The organism is Heliobacterium mobile, from assembly GCF_009720735.1.
Lineage (GTDB): Bacteria > Bacillota > Desulfitobacteriia > Heliobacteriales > Heliobacteriaceae > Heliobacterium > Heliobacterium mobile.
Genome location: NZ_WNKU01000031.1, coordinates 1 through 17858, shown reverse-complemented (window position 1 = coordinate 17858; position 17858 = coordinate 1). Strand labels below are relative to the sequence as shown.

The 17858-nt window shown below is 46.5% G+C and carries 16 protein-coding genes and 1 riboswitch; of the genes, 11 read left to right on the top strand and 5 right to left on the bottom strand.

The features are described 5' to 3' along the window. Positions 1–40 precede the first annotated feature (40 nt). Entirely contained in the window at positions 41–421 is a 381-nt protein-coding gene (panD, locus tag GJ688_RS17105; RefSeq protein ID WP_170292113.1) for an aspartate 1-decarboxylase, read from the bottom strand. Between the two features lie 144 nt (positions 422–565). Between panD and GJ688_RS17100 the strand changes: the two genes are divergently transcribed. The 3 genes from GJ688_RS17100 to GJ688_RS20840 all read left to right on the top strand — a co-directional run bounded on the left by GJ688_RS17100 (position 566) and on the right by GJ688_RS20840 (position 3638). Continuing rightward, positions 566–1330: a YheC/YheD family protein gene (locus GJ688_RS17100; protein WP_155477740.1), complete on the top strand. Its 765-nt coding sequence runs from the start codon at positions 566–568 to the stop codon at positions 1328–1330. A 162-nt stretch (positions 1331–1492) separates the two neighbouring features. Then, positions 1493–1618, top strand: a riboswitch (cyclic di-AMP (ydaO/yuaA leader). 3 nt (positions 1619–1621) lie between these two features. Beyond that, positions 1622–2185, top strand: a complete 564-nt coding sequence (locus GJ688_RS17095) for a C40 family peptidase (protein WP_155477739.1) — start codon at positions 1622–1624, stop codon at positions 2183–2185. A 205-nt stretch (positions 2186–2390) separates the two neighbouring features. Beyond that, positions 2391–3638, top strand: a complete 1248-nt coding sequence (locus GJ688_RS20840) for a peptidoglycan DD-metalloendopeptidase family protein (RefSeq protein WP_155477738.1) — start codon at positions 2391–2393, stop codon at positions 3636–3638. Between the two features lie 115 nt (positions 3639–3753). Here the strand turns inward: GJ688_RS20840 and GJ688_RS17085 are convergent, their stop codons facing one another. Then, a complete protein-coding gene (locus GJ688_RS17085) occupies positions 3754–4053 on the bottom strand; it encodes a zinc-ribbon domain containing protein (protein ID WP_155477737.1) in 300 nt (99 codons plus the stop codon). Positions 4054–4641: 588 nt separating this feature from the next. On the opposite strand from GJ688_RS17085, the gene GJ688_RS17080 reads away from it, so the two are divergent. The 4 genes from GJ688_RS17080 to GJ688_RS17065 all read left to right on the top strand — a co-directional run bounded on the left by GJ688_RS17080 (position 4642) and on the right by GJ688_RS17065 (position 6525). Continuing rightward, complete coding sequence (locus GJ688_RS17080) at positions 4642–5169, top strand: DUF5683 domain-containing protein (RefSeq protein ID WP_207708833.1); 528 nt, start codon at positions 4642–4644, stop codon at positions 5167–5169. A gap of 15 nt (positions 5170–5184) precedes the next feature. Then, positions 5185–5649 (top strand): hypothetical protein, encoded by a 465-nt coding sequence (locus GJ688_RS17075; protein WP_155477735.1) that lies wholly within the window; start codon positions 5185–5187, stop codon positions 5647–5649. Positions 5650–5871: 222 nt separating this feature from the next. After that, on the top strand, positions 5872–6048 hold the full coding sequence (locus GJ688_RS17070) for an indolepyruvate ferredoxin oxidoreductase subunit alpha (RefSeq protein WP_155477734.1): 177 nt from the start codon (positions 5872–5874) through the stop codon (positions 6046–6048). A gap of 219 nt (positions 6049–6267) precedes the next feature. Continuing rightward, entirely contained in the window at positions 6268–6525 is a 258-nt protein-coding gene (locus GJ688_RS17065) for a hypothetical protein (protein ID WP_155477733.1), read from the top strand. 579 nt (positions 6526–7104) lie between these two features. Here the strand turns inward: GJ688_RS17065 and GJ688_RS17055 are convergent. Together GJ688_RS17055 and GJ688_RS17050 are read right to left on the bottom strand one after the other, a co-directional pair. Further along, positions 7105–7788: a polysaccharide deacetylase family protein gene (locus tag GJ688_RS17055; protein ID WP_170292112.1), complete on the bottom strand. Its 684-nt coding sequence runs from the start codon at positions 7786–7788 to the stop codon at positions 7105–7107. Positions 7789–8028: 240 nt separating this feature from the next. Then, positions 8029–11046 (bottom strand): PAS domain-containing hybrid sensor histidine kinase/response regulator, encoded by a 3018-nt coding sequence (locus tag GJ688_RS17050; protein WP_170292111.1) that lies wholly within the window; start codon positions 11044–11046, stop codon positions 8029–8031. Between the two features lie 249 nt (positions 11047–11295). Between GJ688_RS17050 and GJ688_RS17045 the strand changes: the two genes are divergently transcribed. Next, a complete protein-coding gene (locus GJ688_RS17045; protein WP_155477729.1) occupies positions 11296–11982 on the top strand; it encodes a class I SAM-dependent methyltransferase in 687 nt (228 codons plus the stop codon). Between the two features lie 38 nt (positions 11983–12020). Here the strand turns inward: GJ688_RS17045 and GJ688_RS17040 are convergent, their stop codons facing one another. Beyond that, positions 12021–14474 (bottom strand): transglycosylase domain-containing protein, encoded by a 2454-nt coding sequence (locus tag GJ688_RS17040; RefSeq protein ID WP_155477728.1) that lies wholly within the window; start codon positions 14472–14474, stop codon positions 12021–12023. 180 nt (positions 14475–14654) lie between these two features. On the opposite strand from GJ688_RS17040, the gene tyrS reads away from it, so the two are divergent. The 3 genes from tyrS to yunB all read left to right on the top strand — a co-directional run bounded on the left by tyrS (position 14655) and on the right by yunB (position 17500). Beyond that, positions 14655–15917, top strand: coding sequence for a tyrosine--tRNA ligase (gene tyrS / locus GJ688_RS17035; protein ID WP_328597395.1), 1263 nt, complete (start codon positions 14655–14657; stop codon positions 15915–15917). A gap of 192 nt (positions 15918–16109) precedes the next feature. Continuing rightward, positions 16110–16277 (top strand): hypothetical protein, encoded by a 168-nt coding sequence (locus tag GJ688_RS17030; RefSeq protein ID WP_155477727.1) that lies wholly within the window; start codon positions 16110–16112, stop codon positions 16275–16277. A gap of 527 nt (positions 16278–16804) precedes the next feature. Continuing rightward, positions 16805–17500: a sporulation protein YunB gene (gene yunB / locus GJ688_RS17025; RefSeq protein WP_170292110.1), complete on the top strand. Its 696-nt coding sequence runs from the start codon at positions 16805–16807 to the stop codon at positions 17498–17500. The last annotated feature ends 358 nt before the right edge of the window (positions 17501–17858 follow it).

Here is a 17858-nt window from a genome sequence, read left to right as displayed (position 1 = left end):
CGAGACATAAGTCCGGGAACACTGCAGACGGGCGGTTGTTTTAGCCATGGCCAATTAATTTTTTTGTCTTCACATGAATCAACCGATTCTGGTCATCAACATGGACTACGGAGTGGGTACCTTCGACCAGTTCCTCCGGTGAGAATGAGCCCATACTGAGGATGATGACCTTATCTCCGGGCTGAAACAAGAGAGCCGGCGGTCCGTTTAAACATATTTTCCCTGAACCTGCCGGTGCCGGAATCGCATACGTCTTCCAGAGCACAGCATTTCGCAAATTCGTGATCTGCACCATCTCATGTTCGTAAATATTCGCCTGCTTCATCAGGTCTGCGTCGATCGTGACGCTTCCTTCGTAATCGATATCGGCATCAGTTACGGTGGCCCGGTGAATCTTCCCTTTACACATCCAACGAAGCACTGCTCCACCCACTCCTTAATACACATAGGGGAAATAATCTCTCCTTACTATATTCATGGGTGATAACAACGGTTACGTGATGGAACAACCAATGATTTTAATTCATAAGCTAAAGAACGAGGAAATGATTGGGAGTGAACGTTTTTGAAGTCCCAAAAAGTGAGCCGCCCTGAACTCGGTAAATGGAGCTTATGGCGCCTTTTTGCAGCCGATTCGTCCATACGCCCGCACTTACCGCCGACCCGAAAATTCAGTATGACGAGCTTGAAAAGATTCCTCGAATCCTACGGAATGGTCTATCTGAAACCAAGTGCAGGATACGGGGGACAAGGGATTATTAAGGTCTGGCAAACGGAGAAGGGCTATTCCTATGTTCGTGTTAAGGGAGAAACACATAGGCGAGCGTCTTTTACTGATCTATACAACAGCTTGAAAAGGTACTGCTTTACCGGTAACGGATATATCGTTCAAAAAGCGATTGACTTGGCCCATGTTGACGGACGACCTTTCGATATCCGCTTGATGATGATGCGACAAAAGGGTGCATGGCGTTACATCGGTGCCTTAGCGAAGGTGGCCGGAGAAAACAGCATCGTTACGAACTACCTTCGTTCGAAAGGTCAGATTCTGGATATCGAAGCGGCGCTTCAACGATCCGAACTTTTTGACACAGAAACGGTGGCACAGATCATGCGTGATATGATTCGTCTTGGTTATAAGGTCTGTCGGCGCTTTGATAAATACAAGACCTATTGGCAGATCGGTCTCGATTTAGGTGTCGATAAGAGAGGCAAGGTATGGGTTATTGAGGAAAATACCGGTCCTGCCCACTTTTTATTTCGAAAGCTACCTGATAAAAGTATTTATCGACGGATCCGGTCCATCGCCCGATTGCGAAGAAAAAAATAAATCAGTTTCTAACCCCCGATTTTCACAGTGGAAGATCGGGGGTTTTTATTGTGGAAATTGGGTTCAAGAAAGCTAAGTTCATCTAATTCACTCAGGATATAGAACTAATTCCTAATTCTTATTATTGAGATTACTTTCACAAGATGTTAAGCTCTTTGAGCACTACACATTAAGCCGAAGCTCGAAAGAGCGCGGGGGAACCAACTACTGGGGTGAAGTCGTTTTTACGGCCGGTGTACTCCCCACCGAACCCGTCAGCTAACCTCGTAGGCGTAAAGGAGGAAACATTTCATGTTCAAACGTACTTTCATCGCTTCTGTACTCGCCATCAGTGCCACCGTTTCTGCCTTGGCAGGTCCGGCTCTTGCTGCTACGAGTACTCAAACCGTATCGACTGCATCTGTAAACTCTCAGCTTCCTCCTGGCGTAAAGATGGACAAGACGATCAAACCCTTGGCCTCCCTTAGCGCCAGCGACCAACAGAAGCTGAATGCTGTTTTGAAAGTTGCTAAGAGCAAACTAGGTACACCTTATATCTGGGGTCATAACGAAGACCGGGGACAAAGAGGATTTGACTGCTCTAACTTCACCGCCTATGTCTATCATCATGCTTTGGGTTATAAGATGAGCACCGCTTCGAGAACCCAAAACACTTCTGTCGGTTGGAAAGTCCCGAAAAGTCAGATGCGCCCTGGCGATCTCGTCATTTTTGATAACGGTAAACACGTAGGTATTTATGTGGGGAACGACCAAGTTATCCAAGAAGGCGGCGGTCTCGGTAAAGTAGGTTACTTGAGCGTAGCTTCCAATGCATACTGGGGCAAGCACATCACTGCCGTTAAACGTATGTACTAACAATTATATAAATATAGGTTTCTCGACCGTAACGTACACAGACCTTGTATTTGCAGGGTCTGTTTTTTTACTCCTTAGATACTCTTTGAAAGATTTAGACTTTTTCGAATTCCCGTGCCTTTCTTGGCTTATATATCGCAGTGACATATAATTACTATGTTGACTATTATGTACCACAAGTATTAATTTTAGGGGTTGAGAATGAGTGGGTTTTACAGACAAATTTATGGAATATCTGCAAATCGAACGCATTAAATCTTTAAATAGCGTTCAATATAAACGTTTAACCATATCGGCTACAGTCGTCGTTTTTGGTTTAGGTGCGCTATATCTAAATTCTATCGCAGGAAATGGTCCCTTTGGAATGATAACCGGACCTATGACGTCGGTAAATCAATCGCCAAATATTGGGCAAAAAGTTACCGCGATTGTGGTTAAGGGCAAACAGGTCGCCTTGCTTCCCAATGAATCCCAAGCCAAGGATGTCATCCAACAAGTGGTCGACTTTTTTACGAAAGAAAAAGCCGAACAGGGAATGACCCTGCAATCTTACCAAATCAAAGATACGATTGCCTATGAAGAAGTTGACCTGCCTGCCGGAACAACCCCGCTTAGCATAGAGGATGCGGTAAAAAAACTTACCCATCCGGAACAAGAAGTGATTACATATCAAGTCCAACCGGGAGACTGTATTTCTATTATTGCGGAAAAAACCAAAACACCCATGTCTGTACTATTGGCTTCTAATCCCGGTCTTGTTCCAGAACGTTTACAAATCGGACAAGCATTGAGGTTGGTTAAACCGACCTATGATATCGACATTGAAACGACCTATGTTCTCGTACAAGATGAGGACATCAAATTTGATACGCAAGAAGTCAAAGAAGAGAGCTTAGGTTGGTCTAAGCCTGTGATCAAGCAAGAAGGGGAAAATGGAAAAAAAGAAGCAAGATACTTAGTGGTTAAACATAACGGTGAGACTGTAAATCAGGAATTACAGGGAGAAACGGTCCTGAAACCCCCCGTAACTCGCATCGTCGCGAAGGGAGACCGCTATTTGGTTGCGGCCCGTGGCGGCGCAGGTCGATTTTCCTGGCCTACTTCTAGCCACCTGATCACCTCCCCCTTCGGTATGCGAGACGGTAAACTGCATACGGGTGTGGACTTCGGTTGCCCTGTTGGAACAAGTGTTGCGGCCAGTGCTGATGGGGTTGTTCGTTTTGCAGGGTGGGCTGGCAGTTACGGAAAGCGCATTATCGTCGATCATGGCGGTGGCGTTCAAACGACCTATAACCACCTTTCGGAAATCCTCGTCGGTTCAGGGCAAAAAGTGAACCAAGGGGAAGTCATCGCTCGTTCCGGTGTCACAGGGAATACGACCGGACCCCATCTGCACTTTGAAGTCATGACGGGCGGAAACTTTCAGAATCCCATGGGCTATTTAGGCAAATAGTTCATGGGATTCTTCTGCCGCCCTTCTTCGTCAATAAGGTACTTGTTCATATGAGAAAAAGGTCCGATAAGAAAAAGCCCGCCCATACCGGCGAGCTTTTTCTTATTCATGGATATTACCAGCGGTTACGTGGCTGGAAGCAGTCGCGACAGTAAACGGGCTTATCTCCACGGGGCTGGAAGGGAACAGTCGTTTCCTTACCACAGGAAGAACAGGTTACCGGATACATTTCTCGTTCTTGACGATATCCGCCACCACCACGATTATTCATGTTCGCCTTCCGAGCCGCACGGCACTGGGGGCAACGCCCTGGTTCGTTTGTGAATCCTTTTTCGGCGAAGAACTCTTGTTCGGAAGCGGTAAAATCGAACTCACTTCCGCACTCTTTACAGGTCAGTGTCTTGTCTTGAAACATAGTAAACCTCCTCGTATTTTGCCCTGTCTTGGGATATCCGTCAAACCTCCCTAGCCAACGGCAATCGAGGAGAGCAGCGTCTAACCAGATCAGGACTACATCTTTAGTATACACGGGTAGTACGGTACTTTAGACCATAAAAGGTCTCCATAGTAGAATCAAAATTTTCCGTGCGAGTATATTCTTCCCTGAAAAGAAAGACATTTATGTTGGCGAAAGCTTGAGCGGTCTGACCTGATCATGACGACATTTTTAGTGTCTAAAGAACTGAAAGGTTTGAATAATTTACTAGTTTTACTGCCAAAATAATTTGGGTTATTCTCTCCCAACGCATGGAATAAGAGGATTATACTCATGAGAAATCAGCTTCGTCGTCCCCTTGCAACCATAAGTGTATATGGAATTAACCTTTTACACCGCCAGAATCCTTATGTGGTTGCTTGGTGGTCCGCTGCATTTCCGGGCTTCGGCCACTATTTATTGAATCAATATATCCGGGCAACGCTTCTCACCATAGTTGAAGTGATTATCAATTATCTCACTAATATAAATATAGCCATCGTTTACTCTTTCTGTGGAGAATTTGATATGGCAAAGTCCGTCGTTCAGCCTCGCTGGGCGATTGGATATATTATCATTTACTTTTTCATCATCTGGGATAGTTATCGTTCTGCCTTAGTACAGAACAAACTATGTCACCTCGCACAACTTGAAAACGAACGAGTCGCCGCTGTAAATCTGAGACCCCTTGAGTTTCAATATATAGAGCCAAAAAAACCTTGGCTCGCAGCGCTATACTCCTTCTTCTTTCCCGGCTTAGGGCAATTATATAACCATCAGTTTGCTTTAGCCTTTTACGCGATGATGTGGTGGTGGATCTACTTAACTTTATCTCGTGCCCATGAGTCTGTAACTCTCATGATGGTTGGAAACTTTCAGGAATCAATCGCTGTACTTCATCCTCAATGGCTGCTTTTTATGCCATCCGTCGTCGGAGGATCGACTTATTACGCGTATATCATGGCTAGAGAACATAATCGACTTTTTCGGATAGAGCAACGGCAGTTTCTTGCGGAACGCTACTCTCATTCTGAAGTTCGATTGTTCCCACGGTAGGTGGTAAAAGGATTGTTGGTTATAGGAACATTTGAACATTCTTTAGAGCTAGAGCAAGCTTTATCCTTGTTGGAACATGATGGCATTGCGCGCAAACATATACTCGTGATTCTAATGGATACGGACCCGAAGAACCCCAACCAATTTTTAAGCAAGCCAACTGACCTCTATCCCAACGCGATTGAAGTCGGTACGGCCTTTGCTACCGCTTGTGCTGTCATCGGTACGAGTGTCGGTTTTAAATTGGCTTGGGGTCCTATTTTTAGCGGTCTTTCTGCTGCCGTGGGCGGATTTATCGTAGGGTTTGGATTATATCTTTTCGTAAAAAAGGGAATACACAAAACTCGTTCGAAAAGGCTTCCTGAAATCTGTGTCATTGTCCAATGTACGGAGGAACAGGTTGAACTGGTCACGGAGACCTTGTGGAAATTTGGGGTACTGACGGTAGGAAGGGTAAAAGAACCATCCTTGAGAGCATAGCTGTACAGTATACGGAAATAAGCATTCAGGAATGGGAAGTGGGTTTAGCAAGCGTTCGGTCACAATGTTGCCGAGCGCTTGTTTTTTGTGTAGGAGGGATGGGGGAGCTTTAATGCAGCAAGAAAGGCGTCAATTCGTGGCTGATTCAGAAGGAAATTAGAATATAAGCCGCGAAACATTACATTGTACCGAAAATCACAATAAATGAAAGGAGGCTCTTTCATGGCATATCGTATTAACGCCGATGACTGCATCGCTTGCGGAGCTTGTGAAGGCGGCTGTCCGGTTTCTTGCATTTCTGAACGTGAAGATAGCAAACGAGTTATCCACGAATCTGCTTGTATCGATTGTGGTGCCTGTGCCGATGCCTGTCCCGTAGATTGCATTAAATCAGTGTAGAAGAGCAGTAAAGAACACCGTTGAGCAATTGTAAGCAGTTCAGCCCGTTGTTGGTTGACTGCTTTTATTTTTTTGCAAGCATTTCGCACAGGAGCGTCCTTAGCGGCGTATAGTCGAGGGTTCGTACCTATTAGTACATGTATAAAGTAATTGCAGGACTTGTGCAATGAAGATATAATTGTTGCAGAGGGATTATTGTGAAGGTGGCGACGACATCATATGAAGTTTGACGCAGGTATTACGTCGATGCACCCGGAATTGTTTTGTTCTGATTTCTCCTTGGACATATTTGGAGCGTTGTTTATGCGTCATTTTGCCGGAGATTGGGGTTTAGTTTCACCGGAAACCTGGACATCCAATGAACATGCTATCACTCATGGCGGCGAATTAGTTTCCCTGCATACAGTTCCGAATGGGCGAAAAATCAAAATCGTGACGAATGCACAACGGAGTGGAACCATAGCTTTCTATGTATGAAGAAAAATATATCATTGATTTATAACAGCTCGGTTTTCCAATTACGGAAGACGGGGCTTTTTTGTAGCTGGTTGCCTATTGTTCCCGTTGAGATTTGGGGCTGATGTTTTTTTCTTGAAATGTTCCGGAGGTAAGCGTAAGAAAGAGGGAAAGTCCGGCCAAATATAGAAGGATTTACACAAAGCACTGTAATCCTTGAATGAGGGAGAGAATAGCGATACCTCCTAAGCTAACAGTTCCACCGGACGGCTATAAACCAAAATTTCGCTCTGGCGACGCCTGGTGTCCGTACTGTGGTCGAGAAGTCGAATTTATCTGGGACGAATGTTTGAGCGTTGCCAAATGTTCCAAATGCAGCATGACGACACGGGACTTCCATATCCGCCGGTATAACGGTCTGATGAAAAACAACTCTTTAGACCGGTCTTTCGAAGCGGCTGTACGGAAGGCGGATCGAAAGCGATTGCGTAAGGGTGATAGAGAATTGAATCTTTTTGATTTCACACAAGAATGAGGCCCAGGATAAATATCCCGGACCTCATTTTTATGGGTGGGCCTGCGATTCATGATCTAAGCTGGTTACTGATAAGGGTTGACCCCCAACACCTCGTCTACAGTACTAAAGCTGTATCCTGCATGCTTGAGAGCAGAAATGATTGACGGTAAGGCCTTTACGGAAGCTGAACCGTTATCAGCACTGTGCATCAAGATAATATCGCCCGGTCGGACGTTATTCGTAACATAATCAACGATTTCTGTATTTGTTTTTTGGTTCCAATCAAAGGTATCGAGTGACCAGAGAACCAGTTTATATCCTTTTTTACTTAATACGTTCAATACGGAAGCGTTCACATCTCCATAGGGGGGACGCAATAGCGCAGGACGCTTTCCGATAATTTTGGACAAGCTTTCTTCTGTTTGATGAATTTGTTCTTCTAACTGCGGTTCCGTTTTTTTAGTTAGGTAGGGATGATCAAAACTATGACTGCCAATTACATGACCGGCATCATAAGCTTGTTTGACAATTTTTTTGTACTGTTCAGCGTTATTTCCTAAAAAGAAAAAGGTGGCACGAACCTGTTCTTTCTGAAGAATTTCTAAGACTTTCGGTGTGTTGCGATTATCGGGCCCATCATCGAAGGTCAAACAAAGTGTTTTCTTATCCGAGGGACCTCCAATAAACAACGTATCCGGGTTTTGGGTAGACAATAGCTCCACAGCTCGACGCCACTCTTGCCAACGAGCCAGGGTTTTCTCTGTCATCGATCGAGTATCTCCTCGGATGGTTCTGCCAAAACTGACTTCGTCTGATTTCGAAAGCGGGGCATGAGGCGACTGCGTGGTCGAAAAGGGTTCTTCTCTAGAAGTAGTTGCTTGGGAATCGGGTTGAATATTTTTTTTCATTCCCAAAAAGGTCAAATACAACGCAGTCGCTATGATTATCCCGGCCAGAAATATCGTCATCCATCTAGCTGTTCTTGACATTCAATGCCTCCACATGCATTAGTTAAGCAAGTCCGGACATTCCACCAAGCGATTTAACCGAGATACTGCTTCGGTATACTTCTCTTCGATTTGAGTGAAAAATAGCCCCATATTCTCCAGCTCTCCCGTGCGTCCAAGCTGTTCAACCCGTGCGCAGAGCGATGCAAGATCTTTTGCTCCGATGCTCGCGCTGCTGGACTTTAAGGCATGGCAGGCTTTATGAATACCTGTTGCGTCTTGTATCTTTACTGCTTGTCGCAACGATGTCATTAACTTCTGTGCGTCTTCCAAATAGATTTGAAGTAATAACGTAAGAAACTCAACATGATCGTCGTCGCCCATGGCCAGTATATTCTTTAAAACCGTCAGATCGATAACAGTGGCATCCTCCTCTGGTGAGACAGCGGGGAATTGATTGTTATGGCTGTTCGCAGGGGGCTGTACAACTGTAGATCTCTCGTAGGGAAGCCACTTATCGAGCAGCCTGATCAGTTGCTCCATGAGAACAGGCTTACTGAGATAATCGTCCATTCCGACGTTAAGGCACCGCTCCCGGTCTCCGGACATGGCCAAGGCGGTCATGGCGATGATCGGCACATGCCGTCCCGTTTTGGCTTGTTGACTGCGAATGATTTTAGTCGCTTCAAATCCGTCCATTTCGGGCATTTGACAATCCATAAAAATGATCGCATATTCCGTTTCCGCCGTCGCTTTTACCGCCTCAATCCCGTTGTTTGCCCCATGAACCATCAAACCCATCTTGGTAAGAATCGTGATCGCCAATCGCTGATTCACCGGGCTATCTTCTACGAGCAGTACCGGGAGAGGGATATTCCACCGGGGGAAATCCGGTTTCTGCGGGAGCGGATGGTCTTTGCCAAGCCCTATCGAGAGTTGTGCGAGAGGACGTTGGAAGGGGATAGAAAACCAGAAGGTCGATCCTTTCCCAGGCTCGCTGAGCGCCCCGATATTTCCGCCCATGAGTTTGACCAGTTGCCCAGTGATAGCCAAACCAAGTCCAGTTCCACCGAATTTACGGGATGTGGAACTGTCCGCTTGGTGAAAAGGTTGAAAAATTTGCTCCATCATCGCGTTCTCAATGCCAATCCCCGTATCGGTAACTTCAAAGCGAAGTCTGGATTGATGTGGGGTTGTCGCTTCCTTCCAAAGGCGGACGGTTACTTGCCCCGAGTGAGTGAATTTGACGGCATTACTGACGAGATTCGTCAAAACCTGCTGTAATCGGGTCGGATCGCCCTTCACCCAGGCTTCCACTTCTGATGCTATAGAAGAGGTTAAGCTGATGCCCTTTTCAAGGGCCTTTTGTTGAAATAAGGTAATGACGTTGCTGACGATTCCCGGTAGGTGGAAGTCCAGGTTTTCGAGTACCAACTTACCCGCTTCCACCTTGGAATAATCCAAAATATCGTTGAGCACGTTCAGCAAGACTTCCGATGAATCTTTGATGACATGGGCGTATTCTCGTTGCTGACGGTTGAGTGCGGTGTCGAGAAGTAATGTGGACATTCCCATGATTCCGTTCATGGGAGTTCGGATTTCGTGACTCATCATCGCGAGAAAATCACTTTTAGTACGGCTGGCCTCAAGGGCCTTTTGCCGGGCCTTTTTCAGTTCCTCTTCCATGTTTCTTCGTGCGGAAATATCGGAAAAGGTGGATACGACAGCGTAGGGTTCTTCGGATCCGATGCGAAACAAGGGCTCCGAATTGTGCTGAATCCAAAGGGGTTCACCAGTGGGAGTATTTTTTCTCATGACTACGTTTCGTGAAGCAGATCGGCTTTGCAAAGTCACCATGGCAGGATGATTGTCTCTCGTGACAGGGCTATCATCGTCGAGATACATTTCCCATGAAGGATCAAAGCAGGAACGCCCTTGAATCTCATCGAATGAAAAACCCAATATGTTCTCGGCGGTAGGATTCGCTTTGATGATCATGCCTGCTCTGTCGGTGACGATGACCCCTTCGGCCATAGAGGTGATAATCGAGCGGTAGCTTTCCTCGCTGTCTCGCAGTGTTGCCTCCATTTGTTTTTGTTTGGTGATGTCTAGTGTCGCGCCTCGATAGGCCACGAGTCGATTTTTTTTATCGAAGACCGGTATCCCGCTCAAACTCAGCCAACATCGTCTAGAGGGTGTTTTCCGAATAATTTCTACATCGAAAAAAGGTTCCTTTTTCTGAACCGCTTTACGAACGGTGGATCTGAACTTTTCCAATTCTGCCGGTTCCACACCAGCAGTGGAATCTTTCCCGATTAATTCTTCTTTGGGCATTCCCAAGATGTCTTCCGCACGGTCTGAGACGTAGATAAAATTGCCTTGGAGATCCACTTCCCAGATGTATTCATCGAGGGAGTTGATGACGCTATGGAAACGCTGCTCTTCCAACTCCAACTGCAGCTTCCGTTCTTCCTGTTCGGTGATGTCTCGTCCAATCCCGATGAGTTCGCTGATGTTGCCGTCATGATCCATAACGGGGGAGTAGGAGGTGAGGTAATAACGGAACCCCTCGGGAACCTTCATTTTCCACTCGCAGAGGGCGGTTTCCCCGATCAAAGCCTGAGCAATAGCCTTTTCGTGGGCGATGGCATCCTCTTCACCTAAAATGTCCCGGTGGGTTTTCCCCAATATCTGGTTCATCAGCAGTTGTGTGCCGTTCCATTGAATCTGTGTATCATACTGCCAACAACCGTAGAGCCCTGTGATTCGTCCCTCTAAATCTAACGTAATGATCGGGTCGGGAATCGCCTTTAGCAGCGACGGAAATCGCGAAGTTGTGCAAGAAGATTCAGTATTTTTCAATTCGACGATATAACCGGCTAAAGTGGAATCGTCAGCATATAGCGGAGTGATTTCGTCAAGTGTTGAGCTGGCTTGGCAGACCTCGTAAAAATGAGTACCTTCGAGTGTAGAAGCCTTTATACCGAGTAAACCTTCCGCAGCCGGATTTACGAATTGGATATACATATTCTCATCACAGACGATAATGGCCCGTTTCATGTTTGTAATAATTGTCATCGGGTTCTCAATAACTCCCATGAAAAACACACCTTTTTATCCTGCGATTCTCGTTACTTTTTTCGATACTAATAATGATTATTATACAATATTTTTATATAAAACGGTAAGGATCTTACGTGATAAAGTATTAATCAGCGTCAAGTTCAGCGGGACTATCAGAGAGAGTATAATCTTTTATAATGGTTCTATGAAAACCCCACTAGGGCAGGTCTTGCTTCATCCACTGCATATGTTAGGAGGATAAAAATGGATTCGTCAAAGAAAAATGTTCAATTAAAATTTAATGCTCATGCCGCCAAGTATGACAGTCAAAGAAGACAGTTAATCCCTTGTTTTGATGATTTTTATTCGATCGCTCTTTCCCTTTGCCAGAGTGAAAAAGAGTCGCCCAAAATATTAGATATTGGAGCAGGAACAGGGTTGTTTACTTCGTTCTTCGCGGAAAGATACCCTCAGGGACAGTTTACCCTGATCGATATCTCCGAAAAAATGCTTGATGTGGCCAGGGAGAGATTCAGTAATCAGTCGAATATGACCTATGTGGTAGCAGACTACACGAAACATAGTTTCACGGACAAGTACGATATGGTCATCTCTTCCTTGTCGATTCATCATCTGACCGACGATGAAAAGTGTCTTCTCTATCAAAAGATTTATTCCCTATTGGAACAGGGAGGGCTCTTCGTCAATGCCGACCAGGTGCTTGGAAAAACGCCTTATTTAGAAACGATGTATATGGAAGATTGGAAGTACAAAGTGGAGCACAGCGGCTTGTCTATGGAAGACATCAAATCGGCTTACGAACGTCAAAAGTTAGATAAAATGTCCACGCTAGACGATCAAACAGACTGGTTAAAGCAAGCTGGTTTTTCTGACGTAGACTGTGTCTATAAGTACTATAACTTTGTCGTTTTGTTTGCGAGAAAGGTTTAACAAAAAGAGCCCGAACGAATGCGTTCGGGCTCTTTCCATTATCCTTTGGGACCATTATCAGTAGCGGGGCTGTTAGACGTACCCGGAGGGATAACTAAGGGCGTCGATGTCTGAGGTTTGGAACCGGATGGTGTTTGACTCGTTTTACCGGTGTTTTCTGGTTTGGTGGTTTTATTGGACCCGTTTGGCAAGCTTGGTGAACTCTCCTGATCATAGTCATCTGTTGCCGGGACTTGCTGTGTTGGCTTTTCGACGGTGGTTTCATGAGGTGTCTCTAAGTCTGCGTCAGCAGGAGTGGCGCCTTCATAGGGGGTCGGCCGTTTTAGGAATACTTTTTTGACGGTCTTCGCGGAATCACCCGGCTTATGTGGCTGACCGGTTTCAGCGTTGACCTCTACTTCCTGCCAAACGTTGCTCGTATTGCCGGGGACAGTTCCTTCGGCGAAGAGCTCAGTGCGGATATACTCGGCAGGCGTCAAAGCACTCGGCAAGAGGCCTGACTTGATGTCTACATTTGCTTCTACGATGCCAGGCGGGCGAACGAAGGACTTGGCTTTCGTTCCGGCGAGGGCCTTGGTCATGACGGCCCGCCAGATTTGTGCCGGGTAGGATCCGCCGTATGTTTTGTACATGTAATGGTTTTTATCGGTATTGTCATAGCCCATCCAGACGACACCGACCAATTCCGGTGTGTAGCCGGCGAACCAAGCATCTTTGTTTCCGGTGATGCCGCGGAATTCAGGAACGGAACTCGGCAGTTCCGTCGTGCCGGTTTTACCGGCGACAGGTCGGTCCATCTGCGCTCTTGTACCCGTACCGGCCTGGACAACCGTTTCTAGGATGTTCGTCATCAGATAGGCCGTCGTTTCTTTCATGACCGAGCTTTGTTTCGGCTTTACTTCCACGATGGTATTTCCGTCTCGGTCAACTACTTTTCGAATCACATGAGGCTCGTTCCAGACGCCGTGGTTGGCGAAGGCCCCATAGGCACTAGCTAGATCAAAAGGGTTTGTCCCCTGATGTAGACCGCCGAGAGCCAGAGGAAGCGTCAAATCCTGTTTTTCATCAAGGGTCTTAATGCCCAACTTCCGGGCGAAATCAAATCCGGTTTGGACGCCGATTTCGTTTAACATTTTCACGGCGTAGATGTTAACAGAGAACTGGGCCGCTTCACGCATGGTGATCAGGCCGCGGTAGGTGCCGTCGTAGTTGCCCGGTTGATAAGAGCCGTACTGTACCGGTACATCATCTAAAACAGTGGCTGGAGTCAGTCCCTTTTCTAGAGCGGGTCCGTAGACGGCGATCGGCTTAAAGACGGATCCTGGTTGACGTTTCAAATCAGTGGCTCGGTTGAGACCCCGTTTGACCGTATATTCCCGGCCGCCCACGATCGCCCGGGCTTCGCCGTTGCTGTGATCGAGTACAGCGATGGCTGCCTGAATGGGAGTGTCATCTTTTCCTTTCGGAAAGTTACCTAGGTCCGACAAAGCAACTTCAGCCGCTTTCTGCGCCGCCGGGTCGACGGTGGTATAGATCTTGAGACCGCCCTTATAGAGCTGGTTCTCCGTGATGCCGTATTTATCGATGCACTCTTGAATCACAGCGTCAACGAAATAAGGGAAGTTGTTGTCCCCGGTAGCGCTGGTCCGTTTCGCCTTTTCCAGCAGTTTGGGCGGATTCTTTTTCGCTTTTTCGGCTTCGTCGCTGGTGATGTAACCGAATTTAACCATTTGATTGAGGACCGTTTGACGCCGTTGCTCTGCCACCTCAGCATCGCGGTAGGGCGACCACTTGGAGGGTGCGTTAGGCAAGCCGGCGAGCAGGGCTGCTTCGCTGAGATCCAGCTTTTCTAAATCCTTGCCATAAAAGGTTTGGGCAGCCGCTTTCACTCCGTAGGCACCTTCACCAAAATAAATCCGGTTTAAGTACATGAGAAAGATTTCGTCTTTAGTGAAGTTCCGTTCCAATTGCAATGAAAGAATTAGCTCTTGTACTTTCCGTTTAAGAGTTTTTTCCGGGGTCAGAAAGGAGAGTTTGACCAACTGCTGGGTGATGGTGGAGGCCCCTTGCGAGCCAAAACCGTCAGTGATGTTGGCAAAGACCGCCCGGACGAGTCCCGTGAAGTCGAGACCATGGTGCTCATAGAACTTGTTGTCTTCGATAGCCAAGAAGGCGTTGCGCAAGTTCTTTGGTACAGTATCGATCTTTTCGACGAGCGTTCGATTCTCACCGGCGTGAAGGTTCGCAAATAGTACGTCTTTGTCATCAAAGAGTTGAGTGGTGGTATGTATGTCCAGATCGCTCATATTGATGGACGGGGCTTCCCGAGCCCATGAGAATGCGAGTCCGGAGCCGATGCCTAAAACGGAGACAAGCAAAATGGCGGTGATAAAGAGAGCCATTCGAGGCCAGTTAACTTTTGTTTTTGTGGTTTTCGTCGAAGTTTTTGGTGGAGTGGGAGTCTTTCTCGGTTCCCGAGGCGTATCGACCACTAGGAATCCTCCTTTTCGGCAACAAATCAAAGTTTATTATAGCATAGGAAACGGTGGTAGATAAATGGCAAGGCTGCTTTTGTTGAAAGAGGTGGAAAAACATGATAAAATGGGCAAAGTATTTATGCGGGGGAAGCTCCGTGGTAGCGCACGCGACAGGCGTGCAGGAGGGGGAGTACGGTGTCCGACAAGCCGGTTCTGCCAAAAGAAATTCAAGATGAAATAGACCGTCAGATGGCTCTTCTGCGCCGGGGTACTGCGGAAATCGTCCCGGAAGAAGAGCTAGTGAAGAAACTGGAACGTTCTATTGTGGAAAAGCGCCCGTTGCGAGTCAAACTAGGGCTCGACCCGACGGCGCCCGATATTCATCTTGGACATACGGTCGTACTGCAAAAACTGCGTCATTTTCAGGATCTCGGCCATCAGGTGGTCATCGTCATCGGCGACTTTACCGGTCGTGTCGGCGATCCTTCTGGGAAGTCTGAGACGCGGAAGCAACTGACAGAAGAAGAAGTCAACCGCAATGCGGAAACATATAAAACCCAGATCTTCAAGGTGCTCGATCCGGAAAAAACGGAGGTCACCTTTAACGCTTCTTGGTTACAGCCGTTGAATTTTGCCGACATCCTGCAACTGGCGGCCAAATACACGGTAGCCCGCATGCTGGAGCGGGAAGACTTTACGAAACGAATGCAAGAGAATCGCCCGATTGGGATGCATGAACTCTTTTATCCGCTCATGCAAGGGTACGACTCTGTAGCATTGAAAGCCGACGTGGAGCTAGGCGGTACCGATCAGAAATTCAACCTTCTCGTAGGCCGGGTGCTACAAAAGGAGTACGGCCAAGAACCGCAAGTGGCTCTGATGATGCCCATCTTGGAAGGTCTCGACGGTGTCCACAAGATGAGTAAGAGTTTGGGTAACTATATCGGCATCAATGAATCACCGCGGGAGATGTTCGGCAAGACCATGTCTATCGCCGATGAATTGATGGTCCGATACTTTGAACTGGTGACGCGCATTCCATCCGAAGAGATTGCAGCTATCGCCAGTGGGCTAAAAGAGGGCTCTCTTCACCCCCGCGATATAAAAATGCGTCTTGGCCGAGAGATTGTCTCTCTCTATCATGGGGAAGAGGCAGCTCGTCAGGCTGAAGAAGAGTTCATCAACATATTTCAGAAGAAAGAACTTCCCGATGAAATTCCCGAGTTTGTGATAACCAGCGATATTATGGAAAATGGACAAGTGTCCTTGATCAAGGTCCTCGTTGCGGCTGGTCTAGCCAAGTCCAACGGTGAAGCTCGGCGGAAGATCGTTGAAGGCGCTGTTAAAGTGAACAATCAAGTGATTAAAGATATTCAATCAACGGTGCCCCCGGAAGAGGGTACCTTGATCCGTTTGGGAAAACGTCATTTTATCCGCTTGGTGGCATCTCCGTCCTAACAAGGTAGACCCAAGGAATACTCATGCCGTAAAAAGTTTTTAAGGCACTCCTGTTTCAGAATTTAACTGGCTATAAAACTGGACGCTAATATCCCTGTGGGGTATGGGTCCAGTTTTTTTATTAGTCGGTCGTATGGTTGCCCTCACTTACAGGTATCCTAAGAACAAAATGCAAAAGGGAGTGTGAAGCGCTTGGCTGATAAAGGGAAGACTGATCACGGCAATCAAGCCGGAATACTGCATAGTTACGTCAATCCTGCCCTTCCAGGAACAGACCGTTTGAAACAGGAAGACGGTGTCACTTATAAAAATACGTCTACCGGAGCAGGCTTGGAAAGAAACGATAAGCTTTCCGAGTGAGATAATCTTTGATGGAATACTATAGTGAGGTGATCCCTTTGTCTGACGATAAAAGAATGCCTACACAGACGCCAAAAAGAGCTGACGCTAGAATGGAACCAACGAGAAAAGAACCAACCCCTCAGGCGAATATTCCCAAAGCAACTGTTTAAGTGAAGGTTTTCTCAAATGAACGGTAAAAAGGTATGAATTCAGTATATCCGTAGAAGTCAAAGGAGGAGATTTTTTTGTCTAAGGATAAAAAGAGCTCAAAAAACAAAGATCCGAAGACTACAGGTACGGGAACGACTCCAGCCACCCATGGCAGTAATACAGACGTAGCGATTACGGAAAAACGTATTTAATCATCTAGATGCAAATGTTTCGGTTTAATGTAAATTTATAGTGTGCGCGCTGTTGAGGCAAAAGTGTTTACAGGGCTACTCCTTTTCGGAGTGGCTTTTCAATTTTCATCAGACGCTTTTTTCTTAAAGTCTTCACCTAGCCAGAGGGTGACGCATACATTGACTAGGCAGGAGGTGATAACAGTGGTTTTAATACGATGGCAACTACAGTGGAAAAGGTGGAAACAAGATGGATTATTTTATTGGGTCATACCGATTATCGTCCTTGTAGTTGGCTTGCTGTTGTTTGCTCTTGCCGAAGTGAACATGAAAAACACCATAATGGCGATCGCTGAAGCAAAAAGTAGAGAAATGGCTACTCAAGCGATTAACAATGCTATCCTGAACCGGGTCTCGAACGATGCCAACTTTCGAGATCTCGTCTATTATAAAACCGATCAAGAGGGACGGATCGTTCTCCTTCAACCCAATACCTTACGAATCAATCAGTTGGCTTCCGAAACGGTCCTGGAGATCCAACAGTCATTGAGCAATCTTGACCAATTGGAAATTGCCGTTCCCCTAGGACAGATGTTAGGGAGCAGTTTATTGGCTAATGTGGGACCCAAAGTGCGGATACATATAACCCCAGTCGGAAGTGTAAAAGCAAAACCAGTGGAAGCTTTTGAAGAGGCAGGGATAAACCAGACAAAGTACATGGTTGTATTAGACATTGAGAGCGCCATCCGCATTGTTGTTCCGTTAATGTCGACAGAAGTACCGATAAACACACGGGTACCAATCTCAACTAGTATCATTTCCGGTTCCGTTCCTAACGTATACCTTCGTGGTAGTTCAGCCCTATCTCCGACGATTGACGTTGGAACTGAAAAAAAATGATCTTTTGAGGTTGACGGGTTTTGAAGTTTATGTTAATATTCTATTCGCTGTCTGCTCAAGCCAAAATAAAAAATACCGGTTGCTGAAATAAATACCAGTTGACGGTGCGGTTGTGAGTGTGATAAGATACTTTTTGTCGGCGCGGGACGGTTTGAAAAAACTCCACTGCGAGGCAAAATCAATCACGGTCCTTGAAAATCAAACAGTTGTTAAAGCAAAAGCGTGCGAAACCAAAGTCAATTCGGCCCGCGCAAGCGGGACGGACAATGATTTCATTTATTAGAGCTTGACTCAAGCTTATCTACATTATTTGTGGAGAGTTTGATCCTGGCTCAGGACGAACGCTGGCGGCATGCCT